This window comes from Geoalkalibacter sp., from assembly GCF_030604225.1.
In the GTDB taxonomy this organism is placed as follows: Bacteria; Desulfobacterota; Desulfuromonadia; order Desulfuromonadales; family Geoalkalibacteraceae; genus Geoalkalibacter.
Window position 1 is genome coordinate 1 of the sequence record NZ_JAUVWH010000097.1, and the last position, 12581, is coordinate 12581.

At 65.9% G+C, this 12581-nt stretch carries 12 protein-coding genes; 5 read left to right on the forward strand and 7 right to left on the reverse strand.

Annotated elements, in window-relative coordinates:
• Positions 1 to 24: 24 nt before the first annotated feature.
• From QAT43_RS10865 to QAT43_RS10875, 3 genes are all read left to right on the forward strand, one after another.
• Positions 25 to 228: a hypothetical protein gene (locus QAT43_RS10865; RefSeq protein WP_305043096.1), complete on the forward strand. Its 204-nt coding sequence runs from the start codon at positions 25 to 27 to the stop codon at positions 226 to 228.
• A gap of 120 nt (positions 229 to 348) precedes the next feature.
• Entirely contained in the window at positions 349 to 1119 is a 771-nt protein-coding gene (locus QAT43_RS10870) for a C40 family peptidase (protein WP_305043097.1), read from the forward strand.
• Positions 1120 to 1378: 259 nt separating this feature from the next.
• Positions 1379 to 1543 (forward strand): hypothetical protein, encoded by a 165-nt coding sequence (locus QAT43_RS10875; RefSeq protein ID WP_305043098.1) that lies wholly within the window; start codon positions 1379 to 1381, stop codon positions 1541 to 1543.
• Here QAT43_RS10875 and QAT43_RS10880 read toward each other — a convergent pair.
• Genes QAT43_RS10880 through pgi form a run of 3 tightly spaced genes read right to left on the reverse strand, consistent with a single transcriptional unit; the run spans position 1518 to position 5509 of the window.
• On the reverse strand, positions 1518 to 2573 hold the full coding sequence (locus tag QAT43_RS10880; protein ID WP_305043099.1) for a dihydroorotate dehydrogenase-like protein: 1056 nt from the start codon (positions 2571 to 2573) through the stop codon (positions 1518 to 1520). The two genes, QAT43_RS10875 and QAT43_RS10880, sit on opposite strands and share 26 nt — an antisense overlap.
• A 16-nt stretch (positions 2574 to 2589) precedes the next feature.
• On the reverse strand, positions 2590 to 3864 hold the full coding sequence (locus QAT43_RS10885; RefSeq protein ID WP_305043100.1) for a hypothetical protein: 1275 nt from the start codon (positions 3862 to 3864) through the stop codon (positions 2590 to 2592).
• Complete coding sequence (gene pgi, locus QAT43_RS10890; RefSeq protein ID WP_305043101.1) at positions 3857 to 5509, reverse strand: glucose-6-phosphate isomerase; 1653 nt, start codon at positions 5507 to 5509, stop codon at positions 3857 to 3859. Before pgi ends, QAT43_RS10885 begins: the two co-directional genes overlap by 8 nt.
• Before the next feature lie 140 nt (positions 5510 to 5649).
• Between pgi and tatA the strand changes: the two genes are divergently transcribed.
• The gene (tatA, locus tag QAT43_RS10895; protein WP_305043102.1) at positions 5650 to 5853 is read left to right on the forward strand and encodes a twin-arginine translocase TatA/TatE family subunit; all 204 of its coding nucleotides are present in this window, start codon (positions 5650 to 5652) and stop codon (positions 5851 to 5853) included.
• Positions 5854 to 5930: 77 nt separating this feature from the next.
• On the opposite strand, the gene moaA is transcribed toward tatA, so the two are convergent.
• Both moaA and QAT43_RS10905 read right to left on the reverse strand, forming a co-directional pair.
• The gene (gene moaA / locus QAT43_RS10900; protein ID WP_305043103.1) at positions 5931 to 6911 is read right to left on the reverse strand and encodes a GTP 3',8-cyclase MoaA; all 981 of its coding nucleotides are present in this window, start codon (positions 6909 to 6911) and stop codon (positions 5931 to 5933) included.
• 88 nt (positions 6912 to 6999) lie between these two features.
• Positions 7000 to 8079: a type IV pilus twitching motility protein PilT gene (locus tag QAT43_RS10905; protein WP_305043104.1), complete on the reverse strand. Its 1080-nt coding sequence runs from the start codon at positions 8077 to 8079 to the stop codon at positions 7000 to 7002.
• Between the two features lie 168 nt (positions 8080 to 8247).
• Here QAT43_RS10905 and QAT43_RS10910 point away from each other — a divergent pair, with 168 nt between their 5' ends.
• Positions 8248 to 9234, forward strand: a complete 987-nt coding sequence (locus QAT43_RS10910; protein WP_305043105.1) for a thiamine biosynthesis protein — start codon at positions 8248 to 8250, stop codon at positions 9232 to 9234.
• 49 nt (positions 9235 to 9283) lie between these two features.
• Here the strand turns inward: QAT43_RS10910 and QAT43_RS10915 are convergent, their stop codons facing one another.
• Positions 9284 to 11062, reverse strand: a complete 1779-nt coding sequence (locus tag QAT43_RS10915) for a S8 family serine peptidase (protein WP_305043106.1) — start codon at positions 11060 to 11062, stop codon at positions 9284 to 9286.
• Between the two features lie 184 nt (positions 11063 to 11246).
• The coding region (locus QAT43_RS10920; protein WP_305043107.1) for a phosphomannomutase at positions 11247 to 12581 on the reverse strand (1335 nt) is incomplete at its 5' end.

The window sequence follows — 12581 nt, forward strand, 5'->3', positions numbered from 1 at the left end:
GCACAACCCGAAAGGAGTTCGGTCATGAGAGATCGCGTTATGAGAGCCATGGAAGAATTGCCGGAAAAAAATTCCTTCGTGTGTACCAGCTGTGACCATCACGACATCACCGGCATCCGCGAGGAAATGGAAACCGCTCATGGACGGGAATTGCATGATCGCTTCAGCGAGGCGATCGTCGAGTCGGGCGAGAAGTCGGCCTTTGTTTGTGAGAGCTGTACCCACTGACGGCCGGGCGCCGTTACAATAATTTAACGAATGATTTGCTTCCGCCGAGGCGCTTTGCTAAGGTAAGGGTGTTTTTGTGATCCACGGGATGTGATCCCGGCCCTGAATCAGGGAGGTTGGATGAGGTTTTTTCTTGCCCTGAGCCTTTTGGCGTTTGAGTTGTTGAGCGGCTGCTCTGTGGCCCGCGCCCCCGATCCCGCGCCCCTGGATGGGCGGTTGACGCCCGCCCCGGCACCAAAGTCGGTTTTGCGGGACATGGGCTATGCCGTGCAGGTGGGAGCGTTCGCGAGCATCGACAACGCCGCGCGGTTCGAGCGCAGCCTCAACCAGCGCGGCATCGATGCTTTTTATTTTCTCGACGCCGGTTTGTACAAGGTGCGCTTCGGCAATCACGCCAGCTACGCGGCGGCGCGCGCCCAGGCGGAACAGCTTCAGGCCCAGGGGCTAATCGGGGATTTTTTCATCGTCTCGCCCCAGGATTACGCCTCGGCGCAGATTCGCCGCAGCGGCCGGGGCGATCTGCGCGGGGAACTGGTGCGCACCGCCGAGCAGTTCATCGGCGTGCCCTATCGCTGGGGCGGTGCCTCGGCGGAGGACGGCTTTGATTGCAGCGGCCTGACCCTGGTCTGCTATCGCCTCAACGGCCTGGATCTGCCGCGCGTGTCCGCCAGCCAGTTCGACGCCGGGCGGCCTGTGGACCCGGGCCGCCTGCAAGAGGGCGATCTGGTGTTCTTCGCCACGCGCGGCGGACGTCAGGTGTCCCATGTCGGCCTCTACATCGGCGGCGGCCGCTTCATCCACGCGCCGCGCAGCGGCCAGAGCGTGCGCGTCGAGCATCTCTCCAACAGCTATTACCAGCGCACCTTCGTCGGCGCGCGCAGCTATCTTTAGTGCCCCGCACGAGCCACTAAGCCGCGACGCCGGACGGCGACAAGCCGCCATCCCCCGCCCGTACCCGCTTTGCCCGCTGAAATCGCCCGCCCGGCGGCCCGACCTGACGCCCCGGGGCGACAGTCGTCCACCGAAATGCGCGGCCTTCCCCTGCCGCCCCTCCAACCAGACGCCCCAACTCCCTGAACCTCGGCACCTTTTTCCGGGTGGCGCGGGTCTTGCTCGGAAACGCGGAAAAAACCGATTCAGGGAGGCTGTCATGGGATTGCCCATCACGGAACAGGAAGAGGAACTGATCACCTATTTTCGCGGGATGACGGCGTTCAACCAGCAGCGCCTGCTGACCATTGCCGGCATCGCCTATGAAAATCGCCGCCGCACCCTCGCCTTGCAGGAACCTATTCCAGCCCGACGAAAAGCTTGACGTACTGCCAGCGCTCGTGATCCTCGGGTTCGGGGCTTTGCGCCTGGCTGAGCCGCCCACGAAAATCGGCCAGCCGCGTGAAGCCCTGGGTCTGCATCCACAGGGACAGCTCGCGCAGGATCTCGCCGATGCGTCCCAGGCCATGCAGGTAGAGGGTCGAACAGAGCTGCACGACCTGGGCGCCGGCGAGCAGCTGCTTGATGGCGTCGCGGCCGTCGTGCACGCCGGTGGTGGCCGCGAGCTCGGCGTCGATGCGCCCCGCCAGCAGGGACACCCAGCGCAGGGGCGTATGGATTTCCGCCGAGGAGCTGTAGGGATTGCCCGCCACCAGCTTCAGCTGGTGAATGTCGATGTCCAACTGATAGAAGCGGTTGAACAGCACCAGGGCGTCGGCGCCGCGCCAGCGCAGGTTTTTTTCCGTGGGGCCGGGACCGCACCAGCCGACGGAAAAACCCGGGCCCTCCATGACGTCGGCGCAGAGCTTCTTGGCCACATGGGCGAAGGAGGAAAAATAGGGGCCGACCTTGACCGCCACGGGGATGGCCACCCGCGCCTTGACCTCGTGGACGATGCGCAGGTAGAGCTCCTCCACCGCCGCGGCGGGCTGCGCCTGGGCCACGGGCATCAGCGCCAGGTTGAGCTCGATGGCGTCGGCGCCGGCGGCTTCGAGCTTGCGCGCGTAGTCCACCCAGCTGGAGGCGGAATGGCAGTTGAGGCTGGCGATGATCGGCACATCCACCGCCCGCTTAGCCTCTTCCACCAGTTGGAGATAGGTGCGCGGGCCCAACTCGCGGCCGTAGCCGTGGAGATACTCGGCCGCCTCGCCGTGGGCGGCCTCATCGGCATAGGCGGCGAGGGCCTGGGTCTGCGCGAGGATCTGCTCCTCGAACAGGGATTTGAGGACCACGGCAGCGGCGCCGGCCTCGGCGCAGCGCTTGACGCCCGCGACGCTTCCCGTCAGCCCGCTGCTGGCGACAACCAGCGGATTTTTCAACGCCAGCCCCATATAGGTGGTGGTCAGATCGATCATCCACTCTTCTCCTTTTTTATAACAAATTACGGCGAATGGCCTGGGCGAGGTTGCGCGCCGGGGCGAAATCGCCTTGCAGGCTCAGGGCCTTTTCGCAATCGGCCAGGGCGCGGCCCAGCAGGCCCATCTCGTAGCAGGTTTGAGCGCGCCCCCAGAAGGCGTCCAGGTTGGCGGGCGCCAGGGCCGCCGCCTCCTCGAAATCCTTGAGGGACTGGGGCAGCCGCCCCAGCAGCCGGTTGCACAGACCGCGATTGATCAGAGCGCGGGGATTGGCGTCCTCGAAGCGCAGGGACTGGGTAAAATCCTGCAGCGCCTCGCGATAGCCGCCCGCCACGAAGCGCGCCATGCCGCGATGATTGTAGACCAGGGCGCGGATCTTGGGATCGAGCTTCATCTCCAGAATCTGCCCGTAGAGACTGATGGCCGTCTCCAGCTCGCCGCGACTGTGGGCATCCAGGGCCGCCAGCATGGCTTTTTCCAGGCGTCCGCCCGCCGCGCCGGCGGAACTCGCCAGGGGCAGCGCCGGCTCGCGATCGAACGCCCCGGCGGTCTGCGGCAGACAGAGAATGCCGGGTAGGTGCAGCAGATCGCCGAGGGCGGTGCGCCGCTGCTCGTCGCGTTTGCGGATCTCTTTCTGGAAATCGCGGATTTCCTGGAACATCAGATCCGAGAGGGTGAGGATCGCGTTGAGGGCGGCGAGCTTGCGCTTGACCGATTCCTTGGGCAGGGCGATGGGCGATTTGTAGACCAGCTCGTGCTCGACCTCGGCCCAGGCATCCTGCAGGGTGGTGCGCAGCTGGATCTCGCAGACGTTGCGCGTGGCCGGCAGGTTGATGCGCGCCTGGCGGGCGTCGAGGCGCACCAGCAGATGCACCGAATCGTAGCCGAACTCGCGGAAGGAGTGCTGGGCGCCCTTGTGTTCCACCTCGATGACGGGAAAATTGGCGCTGAGCAGCCGCTCCACCGCCTCGATGTCCTCGAGGAACGGGCAGATGATGCGCAGCCCGAGCAGATCGCAGATGGCGGCGGTGGCGCCGTTTTCCTCGGAGCGCTCGGCGCGGTGCAGCTTCTCGTAGTAGTTCTCGAAGCGCTTGACGCGGTACTTGAGCGTGGCGTTGCAGCCGTTGCGCTCCAGCAGATCGCGAATCTGACGGTTGAGGCTGAGCAGCGCCTCCTCCCAGCGCCCGCACTGGCCCTGATACTGGGCCTGCAGCTGGGCGCGCGGCGGCAGGTCGCCGGCGAGCTGGGCGCGGCGTTTTCCGGCCGAAGCCGAGGCATCCTGCTTAGCCATCGCGCCGCCATTGCCGACAGGCGTCGAGCAGTCCGCGCGTCGAGCTGTCGTGCGCGCCCGGCGCCGCCTCGCCCTGGAGCTCGGGCAGGATCGCCTTGGCCAGTTGCTTGCCGAGCTCGACGCCCCACTGATCGAAGGAGTTGATGTGCCAGATAGCGCCCTGCACGAACACCTTGTGCTCGTAGAGGGCGATGAGCATGCCCAGGGTGCGGGGGGTGAGCTTGCGGTAGAGCAGGGAATTGCTCGGCCGGTTGCCGGCAAACACCTTGTGCGGCAGCAGCGCGGCGATCTCGGCGGCGTTCTTGCCCTCGCCGGCCAGCTCGGCGCGCACCTCGTCGGCGGTCTTGCCACGCATGAGCGCCTCGGTCTGGGCGAGGAAGTTGGAGAGCAGGATGGGGTGGTGCTCGCCCAGGGGGTTGTGGCTTTGCGCCCCGGCGAGAAAATCGCAGGGCACCAGGCGCGTGCCCTGGTGGATCAGCTGATAGAAGGCGTGCTGGCCGTTGGTGCCCGGCTCGCCCCAGATGATGGGGCCGGTGGCGTAATCGACCGCCTCGCCGTCGAGGGTCACGCCCTTGCCGTTGCTCTCCATGTCGCCCTGCTGGAAATAGGCGGGAAAGCGGTGCAGGTATTGCTCGTAAGGCAGGATGGCGTGGGATTCGGCGCCGAAGAAATTGGCGTACCAGAGGCCCAGCAGACCCATGAGCACCGGGATGTTGCGCGCCAAGGGCGCGCTGCGGAAATGCTCGTCCACGGCATGGGCGCCTTCCAACAGTTCGACGAACCGCTCGAAGCCCACCGCCAGGGCGATGGAGGTGCCGATGGCCGACCACAGGGAATAGCGCCCGCCGACCCAATCCCAGAATTCGAACATGTTGGCCGGATCGATGCCGAATTCCACCACCTTGGCGGTGTTGGTCGAGAGGGCCACGAAATGCCGCGCCACGGCGCGCTCATCGCCCAGGGCGGCGAGCAGCCAGGCGCGCGCCGAAAGGGCATTGGCGAGGGTTTCCTGGGTGGTGAAGGTCTTGGAGGCGACGATGAACAGGGTGGTTTCCGCATCAAGCCCCTTGAGGGTTTCCACCAGATGCGTGGCATCGACGTTGGAGACGAAATGCATGCGCGGACCGCCCTCGGCGTAATGCTTGAGCGCCTCGCACACCATGAGAGGACCCAGGTCCGAGCCGCCGATGCCGATGTTGACCACCGCGCGGATCGGCTTGCCGGTAAAGCCGAGCCAGGCGCCCGAGCGCACCGCGTCGCTGAAAGCCCGCACCTTGTCCAGCACCGCGTTGACGCCGGGCATGACATCGACACCATCCACGCGGATCGGCCGGTTGGCGCGGTTGCGCAGGGCCACGTGCAGCACCGCGCGGTCCTCGGTGCGATTGATCTTCTCGCCTCTGAACATGGCGTCGACCTTGGCGCCCAGGCCCGCTTCCTCGGCCAGGCGCACCAGCAGCTCCAGGGTGCGCGCGGTGATGCGGTTCTTGGAGTAGTCGAAGAGCAGTTCCTCGCCCAGGCGCAGGGAAAACTGCTCGAAACGGCGCGGCTCGGCGGCGAACAGATCGCGCAGGTGCAGATCGCGGACCTCGGAAAAATGCTGTTGCAGGGCGATCCAGGCGGGGAGATGCGTCGGTCGCGACATGATTCCTCCTGTGACGGAAAATTAAATAACAGTATACCCGAGGCCGGCGTTTTCTCGAAATTTGCCCAAAAGTAGACATTGCACTTTTCAAGCCGCCGATGGTATTGTCAACCCGACTCTTTTTTCAGGAGAAAACAGCCATGTTCGGATTGGGTACGCAGGAGCTTCTGATCATCCTGGTGCTGGTTCTGGTGATTTTCGGCGCGGGCAAGCTGCCCCAGGTCGGCAGTGCCCTGGGCAAGGGCCTGCGCAACTTCAAGGACGGCATCAAGGGCGACGAGGACGAAGACAAGACCGCCAAGACCGACCGGATCGAAGGCAACTCCGAAGACAAGAAAAGCTGATCTTCCCCGCCGATTCGCCCCCCCCAAAGCCCGCTTGCGCGGGCTTTTCGCGTTGCGCGCCACATGTCCCGGGCGGCTCAGCCGCCGATGCCCTGCATGGGTCGGCAGCCGGGCTTGAAATCCGCCTCGCCGATGTGGTGCCTCTCGGGCTTGGCGCACACCGCCTGGCGCAGAAAATCTTGCACCTCCGCATCGCTCGCCCCGCGCCGCAGCAAGGCGCGCAGATCCAGCTCCAGGTCGGAAAACAGGCAGGGACGCAGACGACCCTCGGGCGTCACCCGCAGACGATTGCATTCGTGGCAGAAATGATGGGAGACGGCCGGTATCACGCCGATGCGGCCCTGGGCGCCGGCGAGACGGTAGAGGCGCGCCACGGCACCCGGGTCGTGGCGCGGCAACTCTTCCACCGGACCCAGCACGGAAAAGGCGGCGACGATGTCATCGGCGGGAAAACGGCTTTCCGGGGGATAGTCGAGATTGCCGGTGACCGGCATGAACTCGATGAAGCGCACTTCCCAGGGATGGGCGAGGGTAAGGCGGGCAAAATCGGCGACCTCGTCGGCATTGACCCCGGCGATGGGCACCATGTTGATCTTCAGCGGAGACAGGCCGACCCGCTCGGCCGCCGCCAGGCCCGCCAGCACCTGCTCGAAGCCCGGGCGTCGGGTCAATTCCGCGAAGCGTTCGGGCCGCAGGGTGTCGAGACTGACGTTGACCCGCGACAGCCCGGCGCGCTTGAGCTCCGCGGCATGGTCGGCGAGCAGCAGGCCGTTGGTGGTCAGGGTGATTTCGGGATGCTCGGGCAGGGCCGCCAGCCGCGCGACAAAGTCCACCAGGCCCTTGCGCACCAGCGGCTCGCCGCCCGTGAGGCGGATCTTGCGCACCCCCAGGGCGGCCGCGGCGGCCGCCACGCGCAGCAGCTCCTCGTAGGAGAGGATCTGGCCGTGACCGAGGGAATCGACCCCTTCCACCGGCATGCAGTAGCGGCAGCGCAGGTTGCAGCGATCGGTGATGGAGAGCCGCAGGTAGTTGATGGTCCGGCCGAAGTTGTCGCGCACGGCAAATCCTTGGAAGACACGGGATGCAGGCCAAGGCCTGATAAACGCCTTTATACCACCCCTCGCCCCGCAGCCGCAACCTGCCGGTTCAGCGCCCGGCGGGTGCCCCGTTTTTCGGCAGCAGCGCCTCGAAGGAGCGCTTTTCCACGGCGCAGCGATAGGCTTCCTCGGGGCTGACCTTGTTGTCCTTGAGCAGGTCCATGATGCGCTGGTCCATGAGCTGCATGCCCTCACCCTTGGCGGTCTGCATGATGGAAGGGATCTGGAAGGTCTTGCCCTCGCGGATCAGGTTGCTCACCGCCGCGTTGCCGATGAGAATCTCATGGGCCGCCACCCGCCCCTTGCCGTCGGCGGTTTTCATCAGTTGCTGGCAGACCACGCCCTTGAGGCTCTCGCCGAGCATGGTGCGCACCTGCTCCTGGGCGTCCTTGGGGAAGGCGTCGATGATGCGGTCGATGGTCTTGGCCGCCGAGTTGGTGTGCAGGGTGCCGAACACCAGATGGCCGGTTTCCGCGGCGGTCATGGCCAGGGAGATGGTTTCCAGATCGCGCATCTCGCCCACCAGGATCACGTCGGGATCCTCGCGCAGCGCGGCGCGCAGGGCGTTGGTGAAGGACTGGGTGTGCTGCCCCACCTGACGCTGGTTGATGAGGGACTGCTTGTTCTCGTGGATGAATTCCAGGGGATCTTCCAGGGTGAGGATGTGTTCCTTGCGCGTGCAGTTGATCAGATCGATCATCGCCGCCAAGGTCGTCGATTTGCCGCTGCCCGTGGGGCCGGTGACCAGCACCAGGCCTTTTTTCAGCCGGGTGAGCTTGCGGATGCCCTCGGGCAGGTTGAGCTCGTCGGCGGAGAGGATTTTGCTCGGGATGATGCGAAACACCCCGGCGATGCCGCGATGGGTGTCGAGGATGTTGCCGCGAAAGCGCGCCACCTCGGGCAGGGCGTAGGCAAAGTCGAGATCGCGGGTGTCCTCGAACTGCTTGCGCTGCTCGGCGGTGAGGATCTCGAAGAGCAGGGCGCGGGCCTGCTCGCCGTTGAGGGGCGGATAATTGAGCTGCTGCATCTCGCCATGCAGACGCAGAATCGGCGGGGCGCCCGAGGAGATGTGCAGGTCGCTCGCCCCCTGCTGCTTCATCAGTTTGAACAAGGCATCGATTTTGGCCATGAAGTCGAATCCGGAATGCGAGGGTGAAGGATAATTTTAAATACAACAAATTAGTTTTTACAAATTTTTTTTACATCTGTCAAGTCCGTCAGCCTTGTCTGCGGTATCCTTCTGTGGTATGTTCCCGAGTCAAGCAGCACGACAAACAGATTTTTCCGGAGAACAAACATGAGTAAAGCACTAGGGCTTCTTTCCGGCGGCCTCGACAGCAGCCTGGCGGCCATGGCCCTCAAGCGCCAGGGCGTCGCGGTCACCTGCATCGCCTTCGTCACGCCCTTCTTCGGCGCGGGGCGCGCCGAGAAAGCCGCGCGCGCCATGGACATTCCCCTCATCGTGCACAACATCGGCGAGATGCACCTGGAGATGGTCAAGAATCCGCGCTACGGCTACGGCAAGAATCTCAATCCCTGCGTGGACTGCCATGCCATGATGTTTCGCCTGGCCGGAGCCGTCATGGAGGAGCAGGGTTTTGACTTTCTCTTCTCCGGCGAGGTGCTCGGCCAGCGCCCCATGAGCCAGAACCTCACCGCCATCAAGACCGTGGGCAAGTATTCCGGCTACCCCGAGCGCATCCTGCGGCCGCTCTGCGCCAAGCTGCTGCCCGTCACGCCCATGGAGGAACAGGGCCTGGTCGATCGCGCCCAACTGCTCGACATCCAGGGTCGCTCGCGCCGCCGTCAGCAGGAGCTGGCCGCGGCCTGGGGCCTCGTCGACTATCCCGCCTCCGGCGGCGGCTGCCTGCTCACGGAAAAATCCTTCACCGGGCGGCTGCGTGATCTCTTCGAACATCAGCCCACCTGCACCCCCGCCGACGTGGAACTGCTCAAGGTCGGCCGCCAGTTTCGCCTCTCGCCCCAGGCCAAACTGACCCTGGGCCGCAACGAGGAGGACAACGCCGCGATTCGCGCCCTGCGCCGTCCCGACTCGCTGCTGGTGCGCGCGCGCGGCGTCACCGGCCCCCTGGGGCTGGTGAGCGGGACACCCGATGCGGGAGATCTGACCACCGCCGCGGCCCTGGTGGCGAGCTATGGCAAGGGCAAGGACCTGGAGCTGATTCAGGTCGAAATCCTTGCCGGGGAGGACGAGGGCGAGACGACCCTTGTTGAGGTGCGGCCCATGGCGCGGGACCAGGCCGAAGGGTTGCAGGTGAAATAAATAGGGGCGCGGGCGATTCGTGAATTCACGGGCGATTCGTGAATCGCCCCTACTCGACGCGAAAGGTGCGCACCGTGCTCTCGCTGCGGCTGCCGCGGGCGTTTTCGGCGATCACTTTCCAGTAATAGAGCGTGCCCGGGGTCAGCTCCGTCAGGATCAGCTCGCGCAGGTTGGGGTCGGCGGGATCGACGGGGTCGACGGGAGTTCCCCCGTTGCCGATGGGCAAAGCGTCCCCGCCACCACCACCGCCACCGCCGCAGGCCAGAAGCAGCGCCACCAGCACCACCGCCACCAGCATCCGCCAGCGACAAGTTTTTCGCGCGCCCACCCCCAACCATCCCAGCCAAATCAGCAGGCCCCCTCCGGTAGCGAGCAACACCGCGCCGCCTGTACCACCCTGCTCCCAGGCAAGGATTTCCAGCGGCTCCGAAAAGGCCGCATCCGTCGAAACCAGCACCCGATTGACCACCGGCACGCCGAAGCTGTCCGGCAGCTGCCGCCAGCGCAGCACCACCTCTTCCGCCGGGACCGCCGCGCCCTCGGCCGGGCCGAGCAACTGGGGCGGGGGAGTGAAGTCGAGATAGGCATGGGCCGCCGCCGCGTTGACCAGGCCATGGCCGGCGACCTGATCGGGACCGAAGGCGCCGAGGTCGGTGGCCGAGTTGCGCAGGGCCTGCTCCAATTGCGTCACCGTCGCTGTCGGAAACGCCTGCATGAGCAGCGCCAGGACGCCCGAGACATGCGGCGCGGCAAAGGAGGTGCCGGAAACCGTCGCGAAGCTCCCGCCGAGGTCGGTGGTGGTGATCGCCACCCCCGGCGCCACCAGGTCGGGATAGATGGCCTGGTTGCAGGCCGAGGGGCCCCGGGCGCTGAAAGGCGCCACCAGATTCTGGCTGTCCGTCGCGCCCACCGCGAAACTCTCGGGATAATTGGCGGGGCTTTCGCTGGTGAATCCGGCCGGGCCGCTATTGCCCGCGGCGAACACCACGGCGATGCCGGCCGCCTTGAGGGCCTGGATGGCCGGTCGATAGACGGTGCTGCAACTGTTTTGCGCGGTGAGCCCCCAGGAGCCGTTGACCACGTCGGGCGCATCGTCCGTGGCGGGATTGCCGTCGGGGTCGAGGGCCCATTGCAGGGCGCGGATGATGTGGGTGCTGGTCGTCTCGCGCGTGGGATGGAAGATGCGCGCCGCGATCCAGCGGGCTTCGGGCGCCACCCCCAGGCTGTCGCTCGCCGCCAGGACACCGGCCACCGCCGTGCCGTGGGCCAGCCCCTCGCCGTTCTCGCGAAAATCAGCGGGCGCGGCCAGTTCGCCGAAGGCATCGAACCAGCTGTTGGTGCCGCCGCGCCAAGTGGATGCGAGTTGCGGATGAGCGGCATCGACGCCGGAGTCGATCACCGCCACCACCTGCCCCGCGCCGCGCAGCCCCAAGGCCCAGAGGGCCGGCGCCTGGACGCGGCTGAGGTTCCAGCCCGCGACGAAATGGGCAAAGCTCGGCGCGGCGACGGGGGGCGCGACGGGTTCATCGAGATGCATCGCGGCGACTTCGACGTACTGCCCGAGTTCGGCGATCAAGGCGGGAGAGGCGTCAAACGCCAGACCGTTAACCAGCCACAGGGAGGTGATCTCGGCGACACCGCGCCGCCGCAGCAGATCCAGCAGCGGCTCCTGGGACCGGCGCGCCCGCTCCTTGAGCTCGCGCACCAGGGCGCCGCGCTGTTTCTTGCCGTGCTGGTGGGCGAGGCGCACCACCTCTTCGGGCGGGGACAGGGTGAGGATGACCGGCAGGATCTCGGCGGCCGCCCGGGTTTCCAGGGCGACCGCCAAATTCGGGGACAGCTCCGCCGCGAAAGAACCGGCGGGCAACAGGAAAAAAACCAGCAGACATGCCGACCAGACGGCCGCACGCCAGGATGGAAGTCGAAAAACTGTCATGAACGGTCCTTGCCCTGGGTTTATTTCCAGTATAGAGCAAGGATCGCACCAGTCTCCACCCGCGGCGCGAAATCTTTTAGAAGCGATCGACCAGGGCGAGCAGTTCCTCGGTCATGCGCCGCATCAGAGCCTCATCGCCGCGACTTTCCACGTTGAGGCGCAGCACCGGCTCGGTGTTGGACAGGCGCAGGTTGAAGCGCCAGGTGCCAAATTCCATGCTCAGGCCGTCGGTGCGGTCGATGCTCGGCGCCTGAGCGGCGAAATGCGCCTCCACCGCCGCCAGGGCCGCCTGGGGATCCCCGAGCTTGCGGTTGATTTCGCCGCTCGCCGGAAAACGCGCCATGCGCTCGCCCACCAGCGCCGAGAGGGGCTTGCCCGTGCGGCTCATGATCTCGAGCACCAGCAGCCAGGGAATCATGCCGCTGTCGCAGTAGGCGAACTCGCGGAAATAATGGTGGGCGCTCATCTCCCCGCCGTACACCGCGTCCTCGGCGCGCATGCGCTCCTTGATGAAGGCATGGCCGGTCTTGCTCAGCACCGGCGTGCCGCCCGCCTGCTCCACCATCTCCCGGGTGTTCCAGGTCAGGCGCGGATCGTGGATGATCCTCGCCCCGGGATGCTTGCCCAGGATGTTTTCGGCCAGCAGGCCGACGATGTAGTAGCCCTCGATGAAGCCGCCCGCCTCGTCGAAGAAAAAGCAGCGGTCGAAATCGCCGTCCCAGGCCAAGCCCACGGCGGCGCCGTGCTTTTTCACCGCCTCGGCGGTGGCGGCGCGGTTTTCCGGCAGCAGGGGATTGGGGATGCCGTTGGGAAAATGTCCGTCGGGCCGGTGATGAACGCGGATGAATTCAAAGGGCAGCTGCTTTTCGAGCAGATCGAGCACCGGCCCGGCGCAACCGTTGCCGGCGTTGACCACCACCTTGAGGGGCTCAAGCCGCGTCAGGTCGACGTAGCCGAGCAGATGGCGCACGAAGGGCACCTTGAAATCCTCGCGGCGCACCTGGCCGAGGCGCGCCGCGGGCGCGAAATCCCCCGCCGCGACCAGGGCGGCGATCTCGCCCAGGCCACTGTCGCCGCTGATGGGCTTTGCGCCGGCGCGCACCAGCTTCATGCCGTTGTAATCCATGGGATTATGGCTGGCGGTGACCATGATGCCGCCGTCGGTCTTGGCGAAGAAGGTGGCGAAATAGACTTCCTCGGTGCCGCACAGGCCGATATCCACCACATCGGCGCCCCCTTCGGTCAGCCCCCGCGCCAAGGCCGCGCATAACGCCGGACTCGACAGACGCACGTCGCGCCCCACCACCACCTCGCGGGGCCCGAGAAACTGCGCGTAGGCGCGGCCGATGCGGTAGGCGATATCCTCGTTGAGCTCATCGGGCAGCCGCCCGCGGATGTCGTAGGCTTTGAA

Excerpts from the sequence above, each read along its gene's own strand:
- QAT43_RS10865 (WP_305043096.1), top strand. The coding sequence starts at position 25 with ATGAGAGATCGCGTTATGAGAGCCATGGAAGAATTGCCGGAAAAAAAT.
- QAT43_RS10880 (WP_305043099.1), bottom strand. The coding sequence starts at position 2,573 with ATGATCGATCTGACCACCACCTATATGGGGCTGGCGTTGAAAAATCCG.
- QAT43_RS10885 (WP_305043100.1), bottom strand. The coding sequence starts at position 3,864 with ATGGCTAAGCAGGATGCCTCGGCTTCGGCCGGAAAACGCCGCGCCCAG.
- QAT43_RS10910 (WP_305043105.1), top strand. The coding sequence starts at position 8,248 with ATGAGTAAAGCACTAGGGCTTCTTTCCGGCGGCCTCGACAGCAGCCTG.
- QAT43_RS10875 (WP_305043098.1), top strand. The coding sequence starts at position 1,379 with ATGGGATTGCCCATCACGGAACAGGAAGAGGAACTGATCACCTATTTT.
- pgi (WP_305043101.1), bottom strand. The coding sequence starts at position 5,509 with ATGTCGCGACCGACGCATCTCCCCGCCTGGATCGCCCTGCAACAGCAT.
- QAT43_RS10870 (WP_305043097.1), top strand. The coding sequence starts at position 349 with ATGAGGTTTTTTCTTGCCCTGAGCCTTTTGGCGTTTGAGTTGTTGAGC.
- tatA (WP_305043102.1), top strand. The coding sequence starts at position 5,650 with ATGTTCGGATTGGGTACGCAGGAGCTTCTGATCATCCTGGTGCTGGTT.
- QAT43_RS10905 (WP_305043104.1), bottom strand. The coding sequence starts at position 8,079 with ATGGCCAAAATCGATGCCTTGTTCAAACTGATGAAGCAGCAGGGGGCG.